This window comes from Phormidesmis priestleyi ULC007, assembly GCF_003003695.1.
GTDB lineage: Bacteria > Cyanobacteriota > Cyanobacteriia > Leptolyngbyales > Leptolyngbyaceae > Phormidesmis_A > Phormidesmis_A priestleyi_A.
The window spans coordinates 48100-69058 of record NZ_PVWG01000006.1 but is presented as its reverse complement, the minus strand read 5'-3'; the positions used below and the strand labels follow the sequence as shown (position 1 = coordinate 69058).

Annotated in this window: 20 protein-coding genes; 11 read left to right on the top strand and 9 right to left on the bottom strand. The window is 49.9% G+C overall.

Annotated features, from left to right (window positions below):
- Nucleotides 1-188: 188 nt before the first annotated feature.
- From C7B65_RS07725 to C7B65_RS07715, 3 genes are all read left to right on the top strand, one after another.
- Entirely contained in the window at nucleotides 189-710 is a 522-nt protein-coding gene (locus C7B65_RS07725; protein ID WP_073070244.1) for a hypothetical protein, read from the top strand.
- Nucleotides 711-773: 63 nt separating this feature from the next.
- The gene (gene crtD / locus C7B65_RS07720) at nucleotides 774-2324 is read left to right on the top strand and encodes a C-3',4' desaturase CrtD (protein WP_073070243.1); all 1551 of its coding nucleotides are present in this window, start codon (nucleotides 774-776) and stop codon (nucleotides 2322-2324) included.
- A gap of 57 nt (nucleotides 2325-2381) precedes the next feature.
- The gene (locus C7B65_RS07715) at nucleotides 2382-2789 is read left to right on the top strand and encodes a hypothetical protein (protein WP_073070242.1); all 408 of its coding nucleotides are present in this window, start codon (nucleotides 2382-2384) and stop codon (nucleotides 2787-2789) included.
- A gap of 277 nt (nucleotides 2790-3066) precedes the next feature.
- On the opposite strand, the gene glcD is transcribed toward C7B65_RS07715, so the two are convergent.
- Nucleotides 3067-4536, bottom strand: a complete 1470-nt coding sequence (gene glcD, locus C7B65_RS07710) for a glycolate oxidase subunit GlcD (protein WP_073070350.1) — start codon at nucleotides 4534-4536, stop codon at nucleotides 3067-3069.
- Nucleotides 4537-4794: 258 nt separating this feature from the next.
- Between glcD and C7B65_RS07705 the strand changes: the two genes are divergently transcribed.
- Nucleotides 4795-5202, top strand: coding sequence for a hypothetical protein (locus C7B65_RS07705; RefSeq protein WP_143162022.1), 408 nt, complete (start codon nucleotides 4795-4797; stop codon nucleotides 5200-5202).
- Nucleotides 5203-5335: 133 nt separating this feature from the next.
- On the opposite strand, the gene C7B65_RS07700 is transcribed toward C7B65_RS07705, so the two are convergent.
- From C7B65_RS07700 to C7B65_RS07690, 3 genes are read right to left on the bottom strand one after another with little or no spacing between them, the layout of a single operon-like run.
- A complete protein-coding gene (locus C7B65_RS07700; RefSeq protein ID WP_073070240.1) occupies nucleotides 5336-6037 on the bottom strand; it encodes a molybdopterin-dependent oxidoreductase in 702 nt (233 codons plus the stop codon).
- A 7-nt stretch (nucleotides 6038-6044) separates the two neighbouring features.
- The gene (locus C7B65_RS07695) at nucleotides 6045-6644 is read right to left on the bottom strand and encodes a cytochrome b/b6 domain-containing protein (protein WP_073070239.1); all 600 of its coding nucleotides are present in this window, start codon (nucleotides 6642-6644) and stop codon (nucleotides 6045-6047) included.
- Between the two features lie 59 nt (nucleotides 6645-6703).
- Complete coding sequence (locus tag C7B65_RS07690) at nucleotides 6704-7132, bottom strand: hypothetical protein (RefSeq protein ID WP_146135823.1); 429 nt, start codon at nucleotides 7130-7132, stop codon at nucleotides 6704-6706.
- 91 nt (nucleotides 7133-7223) lie between these two features.
- On the opposite strand from C7B65_RS07690, the gene C7B65_RS07685 reads away from it, so the two are divergent.
- Nucleotides 7224-7733 carry an inorganic diphosphatase gene (locus C7B65_RS07685; protein ID WP_073070237.1) on the top strand — a complete coding sequence of 170 codons (510 nt, stop codon included), beginning with the start codon at nucleotides 7224-7226 and terminating at the stop codon, nucleotides 7731-7733.
- Nucleotides 7734-7928: 195 nt separating this feature from the next.
- Complete coding sequence (locus tag C7B65_RS07680; protein WP_083582755.1) at nucleotides 7929-8771, top strand: MBL fold metallo-hydrolase; 843 nt, start codon at nucleotides 7929-7931, stop codon at nucleotides 8769-8771.
- Nucleotides 8772-8777: 6 nt separating this feature from the next.
- Here C7B65_RS07680 and C7B65_RS07675 read toward each other — a convergent pair whose 3' ends face one another.
- From C7B65_RS07675 to C7B65_RS07655, 5 genes are all read right to left on the bottom strand, one after another.
- Entirely contained in the window at nucleotides 8778-9833 is a 1056-nt protein-coding gene (locus tag C7B65_RS07675) for an anthranilate phosphoribosyltransferase family protein (RefSeq protein ID WP_073070235.1), read from the bottom strand.
- Between the two features lie 41 nt (nucleotides 9834-9874).
- Nucleotides 9875-10843, bottom strand: coding sequence for a LysR family transcriptional regulator (locus tag C7B65_RS07670; RefSeq protein ID WP_073070234.1), 969 nt, complete (start codon nucleotides 10841-10843; stop codon nucleotides 9875-9877).
- Nucleotides 10844-11068: 225 nt separating this feature from the next.
- Nucleotides 11069-12373 carry a HEAT repeat domain-containing protein gene (locus tag C7B65_RS07665; protein ID WP_073070233.1) on the bottom strand — a complete coding sequence of 435 codons (1305 nt, stop codon included), beginning with the start codon at nucleotides 12371-12373 and terminating at the stop codon, nucleotides 11069-11071.
- A 240-nt stretch (nucleotides 12374-12613) separates the two neighbouring features.
- Nucleotides 12614-12853 carry a hypothetical protein gene (locus C7B65_RS07660; protein WP_073070232.1) on the bottom strand — a complete coding sequence of 80 codons (240 nt, stop codon included), beginning with the start codon at nucleotides 12851-12853 and terminating at the stop codon, nucleotides 12614-12616.
- Between the two features lie 83 nt (nucleotides 12854-12936).
- A complete protein-coding gene (locus C7B65_RS07655) occupies nucleotides 12937-13407 on the bottom strand; it encodes a QcrA and Rieske domain-containing protein (protein ID WP_073070231.1) in 471 nt (156 codons plus the stop codon).
- 290 nt (nucleotides 13408-13697) lie between these two features.
- Between C7B65_RS07655 and C7B65_RS07650 the strand changes: the two genes are divergently transcribed.
- From C7B65_RS07650 to C7B65_RS07630, 5 genes are all read left to right on the top strand, one after another.
- The gene (locus C7B65_RS07650) at nucleotides 13698-15605 is read left to right on the top strand and encodes a ferredoxin--nitrite reductase (RefSeq protein WP_073070230.1); all 1908 of its coding nucleotides are present in this window, start codon (nucleotides 13698-13700) and stop codon (nucleotides 15603-15605) included.
- A 135-nt stretch (nucleotides 15606-15740) separates the two neighbouring features.
- On the top strand, nucleotides 15741-17066 hold the full coding sequence (locus C7B65_RS07645; RefSeq protein WP_073070229.1) for a CmpA/NrtA family ABC transporter substrate-binding protein: 1326 nt from the start codon (nucleotides 15741-15743) through the stop codon (nucleotides 17064-17066).
- Nucleotides 17067-17175: 109 nt separating this feature from the next.
- Nucleotides 17176-18009, top strand: a complete 834-nt coding sequence (gene ntrB / locus C7B65_RS07640; RefSeq protein WP_073070228.1) for a nitrate ABC transporter permease — start codon at nucleotides 17176-17178, stop codon at nucleotides 18007-18009.
- Nucleotides 18010-18071: 62 nt separating this feature from the next.
- Nucleotides 18072-20093, top strand: coding sequence for an ABC transporter ATP-binding/substrate-binding protein (locus tag C7B65_RS07635; RefSeq protein WP_073070227.1), 2022 nt, complete (start codon nucleotides 18072-18074; stop codon nucleotides 20091-20093).
- A gap of 23 nt (nucleotides 20094-20116) precedes the next feature.
- Nucleotides 20117-20950, top strand: a complete 834-nt coding sequence (locus C7B65_RS07630; RefSeq protein WP_073070226.1) for a nitrate ABC transporter ATP-binding protein — start codon at nucleotides 20117-20119, stop codon at nucleotides 20948-20950.
- Nucleotides 20951-20959: the final 9 nt, after the last annotated feature.

Here is a 20959-nt window from a genome sequence, read left to right as displayed (position 1 = left end):
TGCCCAGTGATGGCGACTACTTAACCCATCTTAATCTTCTTAAAGTTGCAATTGACATCGCTATCGAAGTGGAGAAGGGAAACTTTTAGGAATAGATTTTGCAATACACCCCGTTTTTGTCGGTTTCGTCTCAGAACTTGTGCAGAATGGCAAACGTAAGAGTCAATTTCCCGCAGGATGGTTGAGACATGGATGATCAAGTCAGACGACCTCTGAGTGTGTGGCTAACGCAGGCACTTTTCTTGATGGTCATTCTGCAATTCTCGATCGCCCTGTTGCTTATGGTGTTTCTTTGTTTCTCAAAAGATGAGATAAAAGACTGCTTCTCACTATCAAGAATTCCATATCTAGTCGGGAGTTTTGGGGCTTTTCTGCTGATAGGTTTAGCGTTTTGGGGGCTTCAGAACAGAAAACAATATGGCAGATGGTTAGGAGCGATTATTTTGGTCGCCTCAATGGTGGTGGGCATAACTCGCAGTCATTATTTTCAACTGTTTTATGGAGCGGTCTTCGAGGGGCAACCCTTACCCGTGCCTCCCTATAAATGTTGGGAGACCAATGTGCTAAAGGTCGATCAAACTTCCTGTGGTTACTCAAGCTACTCAGATTTGGTACTGCAAGGCGTTTTAGATCTCTTCCCTGACATTTTGCTGGGATTTTTAGCCTTACGGCTGATCTTCGGTCGTGCAGTAAAACGCTTCTTCAAGTAGGGGTGATGGCGCAAAAAGTGACGATAGAATAAGAGAAAGATTACGGAATGTAAAGTGGGTGGAATGCTGAGAGAACAGGGCGGTGAAACCTCTGGCGATCGCAACGTTTCTCGTGTCATCGTCATCGGTGCCGGAATTGGTGGACTGACGGCGGCAGCGTTGTTAGCGCATCGAGGCTATCAGGTGTTGGTGTTAGATCAGGCATTAGTGCCCGGTGGATGTGCTTCGACCTTTAAACGCCAAGGCTTCACCTTTGATGTCGGTGCAACTCAGGTGGCAGGCTTGGAACCCGGAGGCATTCACCATCGAATTTTCTCTGAACTAGAAATCGAGCTACCCGCAGCGACTCCCTGCGATCCTGCCTGTGCGGTTTATTTGCCCGGAGAAACCACACCGATTAGCGTTTGGCGTGACCCTCAAAAATGGCAAGCAGAACGAGAGCGACAGTTTCCGGGAAGCGAACCTTTTTGGCAGCTTCTCGCGGATTTGTTCAAATATAGTTGGGCGTTTCAAATGCGCGACCCAGTGCTGCCACCTCGCAATCTTTGGGATTTGTGGCAACTCACAAAAGCCGTTCGTCCCGACACATTAATGACGCTGCCTCACACATTCTCGACCGTCGGAGATGCGCTGCGAGGCTATGGTTTAGGTGACAATCAGCGCTTAAGAACCTTTTTAGATTTGCAACTTAAACTCTATTCGCAAGTCAACGCGGAAGAAACAGCTTTGCTTTATGCAGCAACCGCGTTAGGAGTTTCGCAGGAGCCACACGGGTTGTTTCACCTTCAGGGCAGTATGCAAGTGTTGAGTGATCGTCTCGTCTCGGCATTAGAACGCGTTTACCCCGAAGGGGGAACTGCTGCGCAACGCGGCAAACTCCTAATGCGTCACACCGTCGAGAAGATTCACACCCAGGCTGGAAAAACCACAGGAGTCACGATTCGCAACCAGAAAACAGGCGAGAGTTGGATTGAGCCGACCGATCGCGTTGTCGCCAATGTCACCGTTCAAAATTTGATACAGCTTTTGGATGAAGATGCCCCTAAAGGCTATCAGCGACGAGTCGATAAGCTGCCTCCCTCTTCAGGTGCGTTTGTCGTCTATCTTGGGGTCGATCGGGCGGCGATTCCTGCCAACTGTCCCCCACATCTGCAATTTTTGTATGACTACGAGGGCGCGATCGGGGAAAACAATTCGCTGTTTGTCTCAGTCAGCCATCCTGGTGACGGTCGCGCTCCAGACGGCAAAGCGACAGTAATTGCATCGTCATTCACCGATTCGTCAATCTGGTGGCAGTGTGATGATTACGAAGCGTTGAAGCAAAAATATAGTCAGGAAGCGATCGCTCGTCTAGGTCAATTTTTTAACCTGAATGAGACGATCATTTGTCAAGAAGCGGCAACACCTCGCACATTTCAACACTTTACGGCGCGCGATCAGGGGGCAGTGGGCGGACTTGGGCAGCGAGTGCCAACGTTTGGCCCATTTGGGTTTGCCAATCGCACTCCGATTAAAGATCTGTGGCTTGTAGGTGACTCAACCCATCCGGGTGAAGGAACGGCGGGAGTCAGTTATTCAGCGTTAACGGTCGTAAGACAAATTGAGGCAGAGTGATTTTGCGGATTCGAGGTCAATGCTACGATCGTTCACATTCCCTCACAGTGAGGCGCTATGAATCTTCCTCCTCAGCTACCGCAAAAAGTCGAAAAGTGGTCAAATTTGCAAGGAATTAAGCCAGAGCAATTCATTATGGAAGCGATCGCGGAGAAAGTAAATCGGCTCGATCGACAAGTCGATGAACAGAACTCCGACCAGCCCAAAACTTACTATGAAGGCAATGTCTTGGTTGTAGATGCAGAACTTCCTCCAGGCTTTGATCTCAATGCTTTTATTGATGAGCTTCGTGAGGAACGCATTCAGGAGCAGATGTTTGATGAAGGGAGCCGTGTTTTGCTTCAACAGGCAGGTGCGCTGGCAGATGATGAATCGCTGGCAGAGTTGAGAAGGGTGCGACCTCCATCCGATACATTGGAAAAAACCGATTACCTTTTGCTCCATAAGGGTTTTGAGTGCCTGTAAAATTGATCAATGAATAATCAAAAAGACTACTGTGAAATCGTTCAAAAACCTTATCAGCAGGAGGCTTGAGTCACTTTAGTATCAGGTAGAGGTCGCACCCGTTGAGAAGCACAATTTATCAAGCACGAGGGCGATCGGAGGTAGACGAGGAATTAAGCATCTGATGTATGCAGTTACCTAGTTTGAATTTGCAGCCCAAGGGCTTGCCTGCTCTGCCGCCTGCCATTTTTTAATCCGTCGAACTCACGTTCAACAAGTTCTGGTTGACTCGAAGAATCTAGAACAGCTCGACTCCTGCAAATTCCTTGATGACTCCGGCTTTGGCTGCTTCACCACACGTCCGAGGAGCCGGGAAAATCTTGGTTGGATTGGCAATGCCTTTGGGGTTAAATGCCTGACGCACAAATTGCATCGTCTCCAAATCTGCTGGCGAAAACATTTCTGGCATATAGCAGCGTTTATCTGCACCGATGCCGTGTTCTCCTGAAATGCTGCCGCCGACTTTCACACACAGTTTGAGAATGGCTCCACCCAGTTCTTCGACTTTTTCTAGCGCCCCCGGAACGGCATTATCGTAAAGAATCAGAGGATGTAAATTGCCATCTCCAGCGTGAAAAACATTAGCGACGTGATAGCCAAATTTTTCGCCTAGCAGGGCAATTTCATGCAGCACATACTCTAATTTTGTACGGGGAATTACGCCATCTTGAACGTAGTAGTCAGGGCTAATTTTTCCCATCGCGGCAAAGGCAGCTTTGCGTCCTTTCCAAAGTTTTAGACGCTCATCGGGGTCGGTGGCGATCGTCACGTTTCGCGCTCCGTTTTGGCTACAAATTGCGGCGATGCGCTGGCTGTTTGTCTCGGCTTCAATTTCTAGACCATCGACTTCGATCAGCAAAATCGCCTCGGCATCGCGCGGATAACACTCGGTGCAAACGACATCTTCAACGGCATTAATGCTGAAGTTATCCATCATTTCCATGCCACCGGGAATGATGCCCGAACTGATGATGTCTGAAACGGTCGCCCCGGCTGCTTCGATGCTTGTAAAGTCTGCCAGCAAGACGCGAATCGATTCGGGAGTTTTGAGAATTTTGAGGGTGATCTCAGTCGCGATGCCTAATGTGCCTTCAGATCCGACAAAAACGCCTGTGAGATCATAACCGGGCATTTCAGGAATCTCGCCGCCCACATCGGCGATCGAGCCATCTGGCAACACGAGTTTCAACCCTAAAACGTGATTGGTGGTGACTCCATATTTCAAGCAATGAACGCCGCCAGAATTCTCGGCAACGTTGCCCCCGATCGAGCAAATAATCTGACTCGATGGGTCAGGTGCATAATAAAATCCCGCGCCGCTGACTGCTTGAGTTACCCAGTTATTGATCACACCAGGTTGTACTACAACGCGCTGATTTTCTAAATCAATACTGATAATGCGCTTCATTAAAGCAGTAACAATCAGCACACAGTTCTTAATTGGTAAGGCTCCGCCTGATAATCCGGTTCCTGATCCTCTGGCGATAAATGGGACTTGATAGCGATCGCAGATCTTCACTAGAGCAGCCACTTCTTCGGTTGTTCGCGGCAAAACTACAAGCTCAGGACGCTCTCGATAGCTGGTTAGCCCATCGCATTCATAGACGAGTAATTCTTCTCGCTTGCGGATCACGCCGTTTTTACCGACTACGGCTTCAAATTCTTTGGCGATCGTGTTCCAATTTTGTTTAATCGTGAGAGCAACCATAATCGGATTTTCTACAAAAGAATTCAGAAGTTGAAATGAGCAGTACTTAGAGTCTACCGCCAAAAAAAGGAAACCCTGTTGCAAAATCGATGCAAGATGCCAGCTTTGCTGTTTTGCTTCAAGAGTCAGTTGATCGCGCATTAGGAGCAGCAATTCCAAATTCAAAAGTTTCTGACGATCCTTGAACTCGACAAGCCTTGGTTTATCGTCGGCTTGTTGAGAATGGGTTCAATAAGCCAGAAACAGATCACGCAAAAAGTGGCTTTCGAGCTTGAATTTGGAATTGCTGCATTAGGAGTTGAGCGCAAGCGTGAAAAATACATCCAGTTAGGAATTGATCTGCGGGTTCAACTGGAGTACATAAATTCTTATCATTCCATGAGAAGTACCACTTTTAGGCGTGGTCATGGGGTGAGAGGACTCTGTAAGGTCAATAAGCAGGTGTCTACCTTAGCTGTACCTGATGCGGATGAACGAAGACGGAGAAGCAAAGTTTGGCGACGTAAATGCTCTGGAGAAGGAACAGTCAAGATCACGATCGGCAATGCTGTTCATGAAAAAGCTATAGAAACAAGCAAAAACGGCAGTTTAGACACTAATCTCAATGTTGCCGCTAAAAGAACCTGTCAGATCTATGAGCTACTGGATGCACCCTTCCCCAGGTAACTTCCAGATATAAATATAGGTGGATGCTATTCACCCACCTATTTTATTAGTGGAGCTTCATAGCTTATCCAGCCAGGAATTCAGAGAGATCTCGACCGTCATAATAGAAGCCAATTGAGTTTGCAGATAGATCCTAGAGTCCAGCAAACCATTCGTAACCGCGATCTTCCCAATAGCCCCGACTAGGAAGCAGATTGCTCGTGAGCATGATGCGAGTTACCCATTTGCTGTGTTTATAGCCGAGTTTAATCGGAGCCGCTAATCGCAACGGGGCACCATTATCGATCGGCAATTGCTCCCCATTTTTTTGATAGGCCATCAGCGTTTGTGGATGCAGACAAGACCGCAAATCCCAACTTTCATAATAGCCATCTGCCGATTGAAAATAGACATAGCACACCGTGTCTTTAGGCTGTGCAAGTTGAATTAAATCTCGCAAACGCACACCGCCCCACTGCACGATCGCCGCCCAACCCTCAACACAAACATGACGCATTACGACTGAAGTAAGCGGCAGTTTATAGAGTTCGTTCAGGCTTAGTTGCATGGGGTGATTGACCTCACCGTCGATCGTCAGTCGGTATTTAACCGGATCGATCATGGGCGTAAAGTCAAAGCTATTCACAATCAGCTTGTCTGGCTCGATCTGGCTAACAGGCAACTCAGGCACAGGTTTTTGCGGATTGAGCAAGAGTTCTTCGAGGCGTTGATTGAGCGGTTCTGTCACCTGCCCGACTACGCCAGCAAACAAGTCTGAGCCACAGCCACCTAACAGCAAACTGCTGCCAGACAACCCCGCGATTTGCAGAAATTGACGACGATTAAACCGTTGCATGAAAGACCTACCAAAACATCGATTCGAGCAGACGAGAGCCACCGACTTTGAGGGCGAGCAGTGAATGCACGATCGCAAACAAGATCACTGTCGGCACGGTCATAAAATGAACGATCCGCAAGGCTTGCCAATCGCCAAAAAAATCAACAATCCAATAAAACTGAGCGGGTTTATACATACCGATACCACTCAAGATTGCTAGAAGCAACACGGGAACGATCGCCGTGTAAACAATTCGATGCCATGCGTAGGCTTTGCGCTTGGGATTTTTGCCGACTTGCAGCGCTTTGAGATCATTTTCTCCAACAAATCGATGGTGCCAGCGACGGCTAATCAGAATGTAGAGTCCATACCACAAGAGGTTGAGCGAGAAGAGCCACATAGCGCCAAAGTGCCAGTCTCGCCCGCCTGCAAGCCACCCTCCGATGAAAATGGGCGGCAGATGTAACCCTTGCCGTCCCCCAAAAACCGGATTGGCATTGTAGATTTGCAAGCCGCTCCCCAACATGATGAATAGACTCACCACGTTGACCCAATGAAACGTTTTTGCCAGGAGTGCTTGCTTGGGGAGGAGGACGGGCTTGAGGCGAGGAGAGTCAGTGGTCATAGAGGCAAGCGAACATCAGAAGACTCTACCATCTTAAGGTTTTGTCCTGTATTTGGGTTTCAAGCCTTAAACCGTCGAAACTGCGATCGCCATTGTTCGATCGCATCAAGATTCAGCGTGATTTGGGTCGGAGTCGGAGTCTCGATCCAGTGAGTAATTTGTTCAAAGTCGTCACGAGCAACGGTGGGCAGATTGGTGTCTTTGGCAATTTCGGCAGCTCGGTTGTCAACCACAATGACCAGCGATCGATGACGATTAAGCAAGCATTTCACCCCGCCATGCAGCCAAATACCAATATAGTCAAACGAAACCCTCGACGCGCTGATATTTCCGCCACCCGACCCCCAACAGAACGATAGGGCTAATTCATTGTGATAGAGAAAATTTAGGATAGAGGAGTTCCTAAAAATGACCCGTTGGAAGTGCCGAAAACGTTGATTGATTACCTCAAAACCGTTGCCGATCATCGCGGGGTACGCGAACGACACTATTACAGATCGCCCTCTTCCCCTAAAATCAAGGATGAACAGACGGTGATTTTACCTTTTATCTTTTTATCGTTTCGCTTGGAGAACCGTAGTGGATTTAACTCGCATTCCCGCCCAGCCTAAGCCAGGTCTGATCAACGTTTTGGTCGAAATTCCCGCAGGCAGCAAAAACAAATATGAATTTGATAAAGATCTGAATGCCTTTGCCCTCGATCGTGTCCTCTATGCCTCAGTGCAATATCCCTACGATTATGGCTTCATTCCCAATACGCTGGCCGATGATGGCGATCCGCTTGACGGCATGGTGATTATGGATCAGCCTACTTTCCCTGGCTGCGTGATCGCGGCGCGTCCGATCGGCATGTTGGAAATGATCGACGGTGGCGATCGAGACGAAAAAATTCTTTGTGTGCCCGACAAAGACCCTCGCTATGTCAATGTCAAATCCCTTAATGATCTCGCCTCTCATCGTCTTGACGAGATCGCCGAATTCTTCAGAACTTACAAAAATCTGGAGAAAAAAGTCACCGAAATTCTCGGTTGGCAAGATGTAGATAAAGTTCTGCCGTTGGTAGAGCAGTGCATCAAAGCCTACCGCTAACTGCCTAGCAGTCGATTCAGTCAAAAGGCTCAGGGGTTCTCTGAGCCTTTAACCTATGGAAAAAGCTTAAATTCTGCCTGAATTGGTAACAACGGAATCGAAATGGGTAGCATAAAAGATAACAAACCCAGACTCTGCTGGGAGTGACCGCTCCAAACTCAGATAGACGCTCTTGAGACAAGTGCAAACCTAGAAATGATTAACTCTTCAGAATTCGTGATTCAATTTTGGGGCGTTCGGGGCAGCATTCCCGCTCCGGGGGGCGAAACCGTTCGCTATGGTGGCAACACCTCCTGCCTAGAAATGCGAGTAGGTGGCAAGCGCCTGATCTTTGATGGCGGAACGGGTCTACGGGTTCTAGGCAAGCAATTGCTGAAGCAAACGCCTGTTGAAGCCCATATGTTCTTCAGCCATTCTCACTGGGATCATATTCAAGGATTTCCATTTTTTGTGCCTGCCTTTGTGCCCGGTAACTGCTTTCACATCTATGGCGGCGTAGCACCCAACGGCGCAACCATGAAGCAGCGTCTCAGCGATCAAATGCACCATCCTAATTTTCCGGTGCCGATGCAGGTAATGAAGTCAGACATGAAATTTCATGACTTGATGCCGGGAGATGTCATTCAACTAGACGATATTACGATCGAAACCGGCCCGTTAAATCACCCTAATTCAGCGTTGGGCTATCGCGTTACCTGGCAGGGTCGCACCGCCGTTTATGCGACTGACACTGAACACTATCCTGATCATATCGACGAAAATCTGGTTTATCTGTCCCGTGATGCAGATGTTCTAGTCTATGACGCTTGCTACACCGACGAAGAATATCACGACCCCCAAGCATCCAAGATTGGCTGGGGGCATTCAACCTGGCAAGAAGCGCTGAAAGTTGCTCAGGTAGCTGGCGTGAAGAAAGCCGTGATGTTTCATCATGACCCTAACCACGATGATGATTTTCTCGACCAAGTAGAATCTGAGGTTCAGACCGTTTTCCCCAACAGCTTGATGGCGCGAGAAGGGATGATTTTGCCTGTTTAGCAATGGTTAAGATTGGACTGCCACTAGCGATTGAGTTGCTTTGCTAATCTCATCGAGCTTCTGAGCTGCCGCCCCTTGGGTCAGCAACGATGCCGCTTTGGCAAGCCCCGCGTCTAGATCTGGGCAAACGCCACAGCGCCACAGATAAAACCCGCCGTTCCAAATGGCGGATTGCGTTAGCTCAGACGGTTTGCCTGCTAACACTGCTTGCACGGCTTCGACCCATTCATCAGTTGGGCTGAGGGGCACTTCTTTGGCGGCAAACCCAGAGTCGCGAGGCACGAGACAGAGCCGTTCAAACTCAGACTTGTTTGCGCCGATGATCACCGTGCGATCGCGGGGCAAATCACAGCTTCCTTCTAGCCCTTTGACGGTGGTGAAATTTGTGATTCCGCGTCGAGCAAAGGCATCGCGAATCATATTTTCAGTCGGCGGATGGACAAATCCACAAACGACGTGAGCGTCTCCTGCATAGGGCGACCACATCAGTTCTAACGTGGAAAATGGGGGACGTTTGCCAATTTGGTCGCGATAAGTCACAAGTCCTGATGCGAGCGGAAAGTGATTGGTCAAGTAAACGAATCCTAGCCCTGTGGTTTCTAAAACATGCTGAACGCGATCGAGAGAAAGCTGTTCCCAATGAATCCCTAATCCCTGCCAGAGTTCGATTAGGGGCACCCCTTCTTTAGTGGGCATACGATCTCCCCCGTGCAAAATCACAGGCACGCCTGCACTGGTCAAAATCAGCGAGGTTAAAGGACTGATCGGGGCAGTGCGCGATCGCCCATCGTAAGGGAGACACAGCACGGTGACTGGATAGGCAGACTCAATGGGTTGAAGGGCTGGCCCTAATGCTTCGTAGGCATCTAGCATTCCTGCCAGTTCTTCTCCGGTCGGGCGCTTGATGCGATGGGCAATCATAAATGCCCCAATCTGGGCGGGGGTTGCTTCTTGCAGCAACATCATCTGAGTCGCTGCTTTTGCCTCGGCGCGGCTCAAATCTTCCCCGGTATGAGTCCCACTGCCCACTTTTCGCAGTAGCTCTCTAAATGCGTTACTCATAGTTTCTGCCCAAGCAACCTTAAGAATTTCATTGCAGACGCTTATCGTCCCACGATTTGCGAAGCGACGGGCTTTGGCATGACAGGTAAAGATAAGGGGCTACCTACTAGAGCAATGGGCTGACGCATTAGCTCATGGACGAGCGATCGAAAGCGTTGAATCGGGGGAATTTGTAACCGATCGTGGGTAGTCACCAGCACTACTTGACGAATCAGGGTCGGGTCAGCCGTTGCTCTCGACGCTAAGGTCGGATCGAGATGGACATCGTGAATCGCGCCTTGAGGCAATAGAGCGATCAGTTCACCTTGACGGACAATGCCTCGAAAAGCATCTAGGGTATTGAGTTCTAGCACGGCATTTAAGGCCACACCCTGACGCTGAAACTGTTCTTGTACAAGTCGCTGCATTCCATATCCATCTTTAAAGACAACTTGCGGATAGCGGACTAACTCCGTCCAGGGCACCTCGGTATATTGGGTGAGCGGGTGGTTTGCTGCCATTAACACTTTGACAGGCTCGTCGTATAGGACATCAACAACCATCTCAGGATTAGCGGTCAAAAAACGGTTATTCATGACGATCGCGATATCTACCAGCCCATCTTTGAGAACTTTGAGGGCCCGATCGCTGCCTAACGAGGTCACCCGCAGTTGCACTTCTGGGTGTTCTTGGCAAAAACGTTGCAGCACAGGTGGCAAGTGAAACGCGCAAACGGAGTGAATTGCCGCAACACAAAGCTCTGGCTGTTTGCCGTCTAGCAGGTCTGCTAACTCTTGGGTGGCGATGCCCCATTCGTTCCAGATTTTGCGAGCGTGGGGCAAGAAGCGATCGCCCGCAATGGTCAGCTTTGCTTGAGCCGATCGATGCAGCAGCGGCAGCCCGACTTCTGCTTCGAGTCCTTGAATTTGGCGACTGATGGTAGATTGCGTCACATTACAGTGGCGGGCGGCTTGTTGAAAGCTCCCAGTTTCTGCAACGGCGAGAAATGCCTGCAACTGCTCTAGACGCATGGATTTGTATTGAAGATGACACTTATTAGTGACCTTAACGAATTTGATCAAAAAATTTGGTAAGAGTTGATACAGGTTGAGGGCAAAGACCGTTTGAGAACTGTGAATTAAATGTAATATGCAGATTTACGTACGAGCATGGCATTGCCGTAACCATTGACCTTGCAAGTAATCGACATCATTTAATTCTCGTTCCTAAGTGATGAATTCTAGACTTAAAACTTTTCACAACTGCCATTCTTGAAGCGCGATCGCCACGCCTCGCCCCAATTCTGAACCGGAATTTTCACTCTCAGACAGTTGCTCTAAGCGTTGGTGAGCAGAATCAGGCGCGAGGGTTTTGAGGGCAGAAATCACATGCAATCTGACGCTGACATTGGGATCGGCAAGGAGATTGATTAGAGAATCGAGTGCGGCAAGATCACCAAGTTGGCCGAGGGTAAGGGCGATCGCTTGCCGCGCTGAGGCTGATCGAGCAAACGTGCCTTCTTGTTGCAGCAAATCGAGCAAAATTTGGGTCGCTTGCCGTTTTTGCTCAGGCTGATCGACTCGTCCTAATACAGTCAAGATTTCTTGACGAACTGACTCCGCTAAGGGAAGTTGAATCAGCGATCGCTCTAAACAATGCAGTGCTTCTGAGGTGCCGATCCAGCCCAAGGCTCTGATTAGCTCGATCGCCAAAAACTCTGGAGTGTGGAGTGATTGCAGGCTTTCAAACAGGGCATTGGTTGCCGATAGGGTGCCCAGCCGACCAAGGGCGATCGCGGTTTGTCGGCAAACTTCTAAGTTCAAATCTAGCAAGAGTGGATGCAAATGAGAAACCAGATCTAATGCCGCTAGGTCAGCACCGCAGAAGCCCAGCCCGGTTACGGCGGCTCGTCTGACCAGCACGGCGGGATCTTTTAATGCCTGGATCAAAAGTCTTGAAATTTCTGGATTGTGAAAGCTGCTGAGAGCTTCGATCGCCAGTGCCCGCACCTGAGCATCTTCATCGTTAACGACTTTTTCCAACAAGGGCACCGTTTCGGGGCGACGAATTTGAGCCAGGGTTTGAGTGGCTAATCGTCGCGTGTTGTCTTGGTTGAGCAACTCGGCGAGAATTTCGATCGTGCCGCTGCCCAGATTAGCGAGGGCGGTAACTGTCATCCCATTCAGTTCTTCGTTAGTGGATGTTTTGAGCAGATCGACTAATGCTGTGACAACTTGGGGATGGTTAAATCCGCCCAGAATCCGAATCGCAAACCACTGAGCTTCTGAGTCAGCGTCTTGGTTTTGCAGAAGATCGAGAAGTGGGGCGATCGCGGCTTCGGCAAAGCTCGGAAAGAGTTTAGCGACATTCCATCGGTCTTGAAAATCTCCTGACTCTAGACTCTGTAATGCCAAATTTAACAAGAGAAATGGATCTGCGGTAGGCGAGGCTGATGACTCTTCGCCTAGCAATTGTTGCAAATAGTGATTGAGCAATGCCCAGTCTTGATGAGCTGCGGCGGTTTGGGCTTGCTGCAACGTTTCGAGATAATTTGATTGCACGGTTCTTTTGCGGATGACCCACAGGGTTGTGGAATATGCTTGATTTTAGCTTCCACATTCCAGGTCAGCCGCCAACACTCAAAGTTTTAGAGAATTTATTGTGACAAAAAAGGCACCGCTAGAAGGTGCCCGATCGCTTTAATACCAATTTTGAAAACGGTTGCGATCGCTTAAACGCTGGCGGAAGGACACGACATGCCATGTCCCTACGGGTCAATCAAATCGCTCTGAATTTTTGCATTACATTTTGCCTTTTTGCATCACTTCTTGCAGGTGGTGACGAAGTTCTTGAGCCGTTTTCGTGTCATCGGCTTTCAACTTGCGAAACAGCTCTACACAGGGCTGAGAACTCATCTCTTCAGCATCTTTAATGTAGGTATCGTAGGCTTTGACGGCTTCTGCTTTGTTTTGCAGAGCCGTGAGCAGATCATATTCAAGATTGCTGAGGGCGAGAGTGTCTTGATTGGTTGCAGTAGTCATGGTCAAATCTCCAATCCAAATCGTGATTACTTAACGGTGGATCAGAGATCGCGATCGTTCATCTACCAAAAGTAAAAGCCGCATTAACCCTTTTTCACCAAGACTGAATTCCCTTCAATTTTTGCGATATAAGTCCCCAATGCCTTTCGCGCCGGGCCTTCGATCACCGCTCCCTCCGCCGTAAAAGTGGAATTGTGACAAGGGCACGCAAACGACTTGCGCTCACTTTTCCAAGCTACCAAACACCCTTGATGGGTACACGTCGGATTGACCGCCACCACTGCGGTCGGTGTAGTCGGATTGCGAATTATCAACACCGGACCGATCACCGACTTCTCACTTAAAATTTGGCCATTTTTATCTAAATCAGCCAGCGACCCGATCGTCTGAAAGCCATCACTGCTTGCAGCTTTGCTATCGGCACTCGGTTGCACCGCCGAATCAGAACTTTTAGAGCAAGCAGCCAACCCTGAAGCGATGGCTGTTAACGCAACAGGCAATCGGCTGACCGCCCAACCCAACCCAAACCAAGACAAAAACGATCGACGATTCATAGTGTTCTCTCAACTGAGGCAGCGTAGTAACGACTCATCCTAACAGCAGATGCAAATGTCTAGAAAATCCTCCTGATAAATGCTGAAATCGCATTGCAATGATGCGTGAACTTCATAATTAGAAACATTTGGTAACCAACTATACGAATTGTCATTGTGATCTCGCCTACCTTGGCTTCATCAGCACAAAGACAACGCAGCGTCAACTCAAGCGTTTGACAGCTTTGCCAGAAATTAGTTTCTCGATCGCCCGTGTTCGGTTCGGACACCCTTTATCAACAAGATTCACCATGACAGACACCCTTTCATCAGCCGTAACTCTCAATAAGTTTGAAAAATTGAAAGCAGAGAAAGATGGGCTTGCGGTGAAGGCTGAATTGGATCATTTTGCTCAAATCGGCTGGGAAGCGATGGATGAAACCGATCGTGACCATCGCCTGAAGTGGCTGGGGGTTTTCTTCCGTCCGGTGACTCCTGGCAGGTTTATGCTGCGGATGCGATTGCCCAACGGCATTATCACCAGCGCCCAAACGCGAATTTTGGCAGAAATTGTGCAGCGCTATGGCGAAGAGGGTTACGCCGACATCACGACTCGGCAAAACTTTCAACTGCGCGGCATTCGCATCGAAGATGTGCCTGACATCTTTAACCGATTTGAAAATGCAGGCCTGACCAGCGTTCAGTCGGGAATGGATAACGTCCGCAATATTACGGGGTCGCCTGTCGCCGGGATTGATGGCGACGAATTGTTTGACACGCGGGAGTTAGCAATTCAGGTGCAGGACATGATCACCAATCATGGTCAGGGCAATCCTGAATTTACCAATCTGCCTCGCAAGTTTAATATCGCGATCGCCGGATGTCGAGACAACTCCGTTCACGCTGAAATTAATGATATTGCCTTTGTTCCGGCTTATCAAAACAGCGTATTTGGCTTCAATGTCCTAGTCGGTGGTTTCTTCTCTGCAAAGCGATGCGAAGCGGCAGTGCCGATGGATGTGTGGGTAACACCCGACGATGTAGTGGGGATGTGTGAATCGATTCTCACGGTTTATCGCAATCATGGGCTGCGTGCCAACCGTCAAAAATCTCGTCTGATGTGGCTGATCGACGAATGGGGCATTGAGAAATTTCGCTCTGAAGTTGAGCAACACATCGGGCACTCGCTGCAAAGGGCGGCGCTTAAAGACGAGATTCTCTGGGACAAACGCGATCACATCGGCGTTTATGCCCAAAAGCAACCCGGTTTGAATTATGTAGGGCTACACGTTCCGGTGGGTCGGCTGTTTGCTCAAGATCTGTTTGACCTGGCGCGACTCGCTGAAGTCTATGGAAGTGGAGAAATTCGCCTCACGGTTGAGCAAAATTTTATCGTGCCCAACGTGCCCGACTCTCGACTCTCGGCATTGCTCGACGAAGCGATCGTCGAGCGGTTCTCCCACCAGCCCAACAATCTTTCTCGTGCGCTCGTGTCTTGCACTGGCTCCCAGTTCTGCAACTTTGCGTTGATTGAAACCAAAAATCGCGCCGTTGCTTTGATTAAAGAACTCGAAGCCGAACTGTCGTGCGATCGTCCCGTTCGCATTCACTGGACGGGGTGCCCCAATTCTTGCGGTCAACCTCAAGTTGCTGACATTGGCTTGATGGGCACTAAAGTCCGCAAAGACGGGCGCACGTTGGAAGGCGTAGACCTCTATATGGGTGGCACAGTGGGCAAAGACGCTCATCTGGGCACCTGTGTACGAAAAGGCATTCCCTGTGAGGATCTTAAGCCGATTCTGCGAGACATTTTGGTTGAGCAGTTTGGTGCCCATCTCAAAGCCGAGATGCCGATCGCCCAGTCTTCTCAGATTGAAGTCACCGTTGATGACGAATTGCCGACCAGCCTTCAGTTTTCTCAGCCGTCGCAGGTTTCTGCCCCTGCGATCGCTGCCCCTGCCACCGTCAAGTTTGCAAAATCTGGTCAAGAAATCACCTCAACTGAAGGTGGCTCGATTTTAGAGATTGCAGAACAGGCAGGAGTCGAACTCGACAGCAGTTGTCGATCGGGAAACTGTGGCACTTGTAAGCAAACGCTGCTTGCAGGTGAAATTCGCTATGACGGCGAACCCGATGCACTAGATGATGACGATCGCGCTGCCAGAACGATTCTGACGTGCATCGCTCATCCGGTGGGTGATGTCTCGATCGATGCCTGAGCGCATCGCTACCCGGACAGTTAAACACAGGGCAGTTAAACGCTAATTGCTGCCCATTTACACTGTTCCTCCTCACACACGCTGCAAGTTCCCCCTTGCAACCCCAAACCCAGCGAAATCATTGGAATAGGATTAATGAGCAATCTTTCAAGACGGAAATTCATCATCACCGCAGGCGCAACCGCTGCCGGGACGCTACTTGTTCACGGTTGTAGTAGCCCTAAATCTGCAACTGGTGGAAGTGCCTCTCCGAGCGCGGTTCCGGCTGTGAATTCTGGCACGGCTGACGCTCCAGAAGTGACCACTGCCAAACTCGGATTTATCGCCCTGACCGATTGCGCGCCGTTGGTGATTGCCAAAGAAAAAGGCTATTTCGAGAAGTATGGGATGAAAGATGTCTCAGTCACTAAGCAGACTTCTTGGGCAGTGACTCGCGACAACTTAGAGCTTGGTTCTGACAGAGGCGGCATTGATGGTGCCCACATTCTCACCCCCATGCCTTACCTGATGTCAGCAGGCAAGATTACCAAGGGCAACACGCCATTGCCAATGTATATTCTGGCGCGCCTCAACACAGACGGGCAGGGCATCTCACTGTCTAACGACTATGCAGACCTGAAAGTCGCGACAGATAGCTCTTTGCTCAAGGCAAAAATCGATGCGGCAAAGGCGGCTGGCAAGAAATTTAAAGCGGCTGTCACTTTCCCCGGTGGCACTCACGATTTGTGGATGCGCTATTGGTTAGCGGCAGGTGGCATCGACCCCGAAAAAGACGTGGACATCGTGGTGATTCCGCCGCCTCAAATGGTTGCCAACATGGAAACCAAAACGATGGATGCGTTCTGTGTGGGTGAACCCTGGAACGCTCGTCTGATCAACAAAAAACTGGGTTACACCGCAGTTACGACAGGCGAACTATGGAAGGGGCATCCCGAAAAAGCGTTCTCAATGCGGGCAGATTGGGTCGATAAAAACCCCAAGGCTGCAAAGGCGCTGCTGATGGCGATTCAAGAGGCCCAAGTCTGGTGTGACAAAGACGAGAACAAGCAAGAGATGTGCGAGATTCTGTCGTCTGATAAGTATGTGAAAGCTCCGGTAAAAGACATCATCGATCGAGCCAAAGGCAACTTTGATTTTGGCAATGGTCGCACTCTGCAAAACAGCGAGTTGCTGATGAAATTCTGGCGTGATGGGGCATCTTATCCGTTTAAGAATCACGATGCCTGGTTCATCACTGAAAACATGCGCTGGGGTCGGTTTGCGGCTGACACCAACGTCAAAGAGATGGTAGACAAAGTGAACCGTGAAGACCTATGGCAAGCGGCCGCGAAAGCGATCGGGCAAACAGCCGCGATTCCCAAAGACTCGTCGCGCGGGGTCGAAACCTTCTTTGATGGCACCAAGTTTGATGCGGCTGATACAGCAGCTTATCTCGGTGGTCTCAAAATCAAGAAAGCGTAGCTGCGTCTTTTTCTCAAAGCATTAAGCATTGGGGGCATGGCATCTGTGCCCCCCAACCAAAGAATTTGTAATCTGAACCCTCTGCAACCGTCTTTTCAAAGATTCCCCTATGACTGTTACTCCTTCCCTTCGCTCAGATTCGTCTTCTGCATTGCTAGAAACTCTTCAAAAGTTTGCAAAGCAGTTAATTCCTCCGATCGTCTGTACAGCAGTCGTGCTGGTGATTTGGCAACTGCTGTGTCTCTCACCGGAGACCAAGATGCCCGGCCCGATTACAGTGTTAAAGCAAACGTATGAATTGATCCTCAACCCGTTTTATGACGACGGCGGCACGTCTAAAGGGTTAGGGTTGCAGATTTGGATTAGTTTGCAGCGAGTCATGGTTGGCTATTCGCTGGCAGCGATCGTCGGCATTTCGCTCGGTGTCCTAATTGGCATGAGCCAGTTTATGCGGCGCGGTCTTGACCCGATGATTCAAGTGTTGCGGACGGTTCCACCTCTGGCGTGGTTGCCGCTGTCGCTCGGCATTTTTCAAGACAGCACCCCGGCAGCGTTGTTTGTAATTTTCATTACGGCAATCTGGCCGATCGTGATCAACACTGCGTTAGGCGTTCAACAAATTCCTCAAGACTATAACAACGTGGCCAAAGTGTTGCGCCTGTCGGGTAAAGAATACTTCTTCAACATTTTGGTGCCGTCCACGGTTCCCTACGTGTTTGGCGGATTGCGGATCGGCATCGGGTTAGCGTGGTTGGCGATCGTCGCCGCAGAAATGCTGAAAGCAGAAGGCGGCATTGGCTTTTTTATCTGGGATGCCTACAACGCAGGCAACGAAAACAGCATGAGCCAAATTATTATCGCAGTGCTGTATGTCGGTTTGGTAGGTCTGGCACTCGATCGGCTGGTTAACTACCTCGGTTCGCTGATCGTGTCGGAAAACTAGATTTCGGTTTGTCCGCATCAAGATTCAAGCCCGATCGCTGCACCCTTCATCCTACTCTTACCATGTCTGTCTTTTTAGAAATTGACCACGTTGATAAGGTGTTTCCGCTCACAGGAGGCGGAAGCTATGTTGCCCTCAAAAATATTGAATTGCAGATTCGTCAAGGTGAATTTGTCACACTGATCGGTCACTCTGGCTGCGGCAAGTCTACGCTTCTCAGCATTGTGGCGGGGTTGGATCAGCCCAGCGTGGGCGGTGTTGTTCTCGAAGGGCGACAGGTGACAAGTCCGGGGCCCGATCGCATGATGGTGTTCCAAAACTATTCGCTGTTGCCCTGGCTGACGGTCGAGCAAAACATCGCGCTGGCAGTCGATAAAGTCTTGAGCCATTTGCCCAAAGGCGAACGCAAAGGCATTGTCGAACAAAACATTGATCTGGTCGGGCTAAGACCTGCGGCACATCGCAAACCTAAAGAGCTATCGGGCGGGATGAAACAGCGAGTTGCGATCGCTCGTGCGCTGGCCATTCGTCCTAAAATGCTGCTGCTCGATGAGCCGTTTGGCGCGTTAGATGCGCTGACTCGCGGCAACCTGCAAGAGCAACTGATGCGAATCTGCGAAGAAAGTCAGGTGACTTGCTTGATGGTGACGCACGATGTTGATGAGGCGCTGCTGCTGTCCGATCGGGTAGTGATGCTTACCAACGGCCCGGCCGCTCACATTGGTCAAATTCTCGAAGTCCCGATTCCTCGCCCTCGCAGACGTATGGATGTCGTCAAACATCCTAGCTATTATGCGTTGCGGAATGAGATGATCTATTTTCTCAATCAACAAAAGCGCGACAAAAAGCGCAAAGTCAAAGAAACCGTCAAAGTGGCGATCGCCCGCAACGGTTTAGAAAAAGTCAATCTCGATATTGGCTTTATTCCGCTCACGGACTGCGCGCCGCTGATCATTGCCAAAGAGAAAGGCTTCTTTCAAAAGCATGGGCTAGAAGACGTAACGCTGCATCGCGAACCGAGTTGGAAAGCGATCGCGCAAGGCATCACCGAAGGACGACTAGATGCGGCGCAAATGGTTGCCGGAATGCCGTTAGGACTGACCCTCGGCATGAATGGCAAAGTTCCGCTGCCCGTGCTGACAGCGATGGTGTTGTCCCGAAATGGTGATGCGATCACGATTAGCAAAAAGCTCTACGATCGCGGCGTTCGTTCGCTCGAAGATTTCAAACAATTCATCACGCAAACGCCCGGAGAAACCCACACGTTGGGCATTGTACATGCCGCATCAATGCAGAATTTGCTGCTGCGCTATTGGCTGGCATCAGCAGGAATTGACCCCGATCGCGATGTCAATCTCGTCACGGTTCCCCCACCTCAAATGGTTGCCGCGTTAGAAGCGGGAACTCTGGACGGTTTCTGTGTCGGCGAACCGTGGAATTCGCGCGCGGTTCAAGAAGGGTTGGGCATAGTGCTGACGACGACTCATGATCTGTGGACGGGGCACCCAGAAAAAGTTTTAGGCGTTCGTGAAGACTGGGCAACTCAACATCCTGCAACGCACCTCGCTCTGATGAAAGCCTTGTTAGAAGCGTGTGAATATTGCGATGAGCGCCGTCACCGTGAAGACATGCTGACGCTGTTAGCGAAACCGGAATATGTGGGCGCTGACGTGAGCTATATTCGCCCCGGTTTTCTCGATCCTTACGTTTATGGGAGCGATCGTCAGCCCGAATCTATTCTGCGCTTCAATCAATTCCACATTGATCAAACCAACTGCCCGCAGCGAGTCGGCGCACTGTGGATTTTGACCCAACTCGCTCGCTGGGAAATCATTCCTGCCTTTCCTAAAAACTGGATTGAGATTCTCGATCGTGTCCGTCAAGTCGAGCTTTATAGCGAAGCGGCGAGACAAGTCGGCTACCCCGGCACTGAGCCAAACCGCAACTCTTTCACACTATTTGATGGCGTGGTGTTTAACCCCAACGACCCGATCGCCTATCTCAAATCTCTGGAGATCGGTCACGAAGTCAGCGTCGAAGAAGTCTTGCTCGACGTGCCCAGCGAGAGTGTCAAAGCCGCCTAGTTCTTATTCCTCACCCTTCACCTATGCAGACATTAATCAGCGAAGATTCTACTCCTCAAACTTCTCAGCCCGATTCGTTTCTCGTCGTCGAGAACTTGTCAAAGGTTTATCCGACTAAGAGCGGCGATTATACCGTTTTAGAAGACGTTAATCTTGCCGTCAGTGAAGGGGAATTTGTTTGCGTCATCGGTCACTCTGGCTGCGGCAAAAGCACGCTGCTCGATATGGTGTCTGGCTTTCGTCAGCCCTCTAGTGGCGAAGTTCGTCTTCAGGGAAAACGGATTACAGAACCTGGCCCCGATCGCATGGTCGTGTTCCAAAACTATTCGCTGCTGCCCTGGAAAACGGCGTTTGAAAATATCTATTTGGCGGTCAATTCTGTCTACCCTGACAAGCCTAAAAAAGCTAAAGAAGAGATCGTTCACAAGCACCTGGCGATGGTCGGTTTAGAAGAAGCGGCAAATAAAAAACCCGGTCAATTGTCAGGTGGAATGAAGCAGCGAGTCTCGATCGCCCGCGCTCTAGCCATTTATCCGCAAGTCTTGATTTTAGATGAACCGTTTGGCGCACTCGATGCGATCACCAAAGAAGAATTGCAGGAAGAACTCTTGCAAATTTGGACAGAGCATCGCGTCACCGTGCTGATGATCACACACGACATTGACGAAGCGCTGTTTCTCGCCGATCGCGTCGTCATGATGACCAATGGGCCCGCCGCCCAAATTGGCGAGATTTTAGAGATTCCCTTTTCTCGCCCCCGCATCCGCACTCAGATCATGGAAGACCCGCACTATTACACCCTGCGGAACCAGGCTCTAGATTTCCTGTTTAGTCGCTTTGCTACAGAAGACCATTAACCTTCCTAC

Excerpts from the sequence above, each read along its gene's own strand:
- C7B65_RS07725 (WP_073070244.1), top strand. The coding sequence starts at position 189 with ATGGATGATCAAGTCAGACGACCTCTGAGTGTGTGGCTAACGCAGGCA.
- crtD (WP_073070243.1), top strand. The coding sequence starts at position 774 with ATGCTGAGAGAACAGGGCGGTGAAACCTCTGGCGATCGCAACGTTTCT.
- C7B65_RS07715 (WP_073070242.1), top strand. The coding sequence starts at position 2,382 with ATGAATCTTCCTCCTCAGCTACCGCAAAAAGTCGAAAAGTGGTCAAAT.
- glcD (WP_073070350.1), bottom strand. The coding sequence starts at position 4,536 with ATGGTTGCTCTCACGATTAAACAAAATTGGAACACGATCGCCAAAGAA.
- C7B65_RS07700 (WP_073070240.1), bottom strand. The coding sequence starts at position 6,037 with ATGCAACGGTTTAATCGTCGTCAATTTCTGCAAATCGCGGGGTTGTCT.
- C7B65_RS07695 (WP_073070239.1), bottom strand. The coding sequence starts at position 6,644 with ATGACCACTGACTCTCCTCGCCTCAAGCCCGTCCTCCTCCCCAAGCAA.
- C7B65_RS07680 (WP_083582755.1), top strand. The coding sequence starts at position 7,929 with ATGATTAACTCTTCAGAATTCGTGATTCAATTTTGGGGCGTTCGGGGC.
- C7B65_RS07675 (WP_073070235.1), bottom strand. The coding sequence starts at position 9,833 with ATGAGTAACGCATTTAGAGAGCTACTGCGAAAAGTGGGCAGTGGGACT.
- C7B65_RS07670 (WP_073070234.1), bottom strand. The coding sequence starts at position 10,843 with ATGCGTCTAGAGCAGTTGCAGGCATTTCTCGCCGTTGCAGAAACTGGG.
- C7B65_RS07660 (WP_073070232.1), bottom strand. The coding sequence starts at position 12,853 with ATGACTACTGCAACCAATCAAGACACTCTCGCCCTCAGCAATCTTGAA.
- C7B65_RS07655 (WP_073070231.1), bottom strand. The coding sequence starts at position 13,407 with ATGAATCGTCGATCGTTTTTGTCTTGGTTTGGGTTGGGTTGGGCGGTC.
- C7B65_RS07650 (WP_073070230.1), top strand. The coding sequence starts at position 13,698 with ATGACAGACACCCTTTCATCAGCCGTAACTCTCAATAAGTTTGAAAAA.
- C7B65_RS07645 (WP_073070229.1), top strand. The coding sequence starts at position 15,741 with ATGAGCAATCTTTCAAGACGGAAATTCATCATCACCGCAGGCGCAACC.
- ntrB (WP_073070228.1), top strand. The coding sequence starts at position 17,176 with ATGACTGTTACTCCTTCCCTTCGCTCAGATTCGTCTTCTGCATTGCTA.
- C7B65_RS07635 (WP_073070227.1), top strand. The coding sequence starts at position 18,072 with ATGTCTGTCTTTTTAGAAATTGACCACGTTGATAAGGTGTTTCCGCTC.
- C7B65_RS07630 (WP_073070226.1), top strand. The coding sequence starts at position 20,117 with ATGCAGACATTAATCAGCGAAGATTCTACTCCTCAAACTTCTCAGCCC.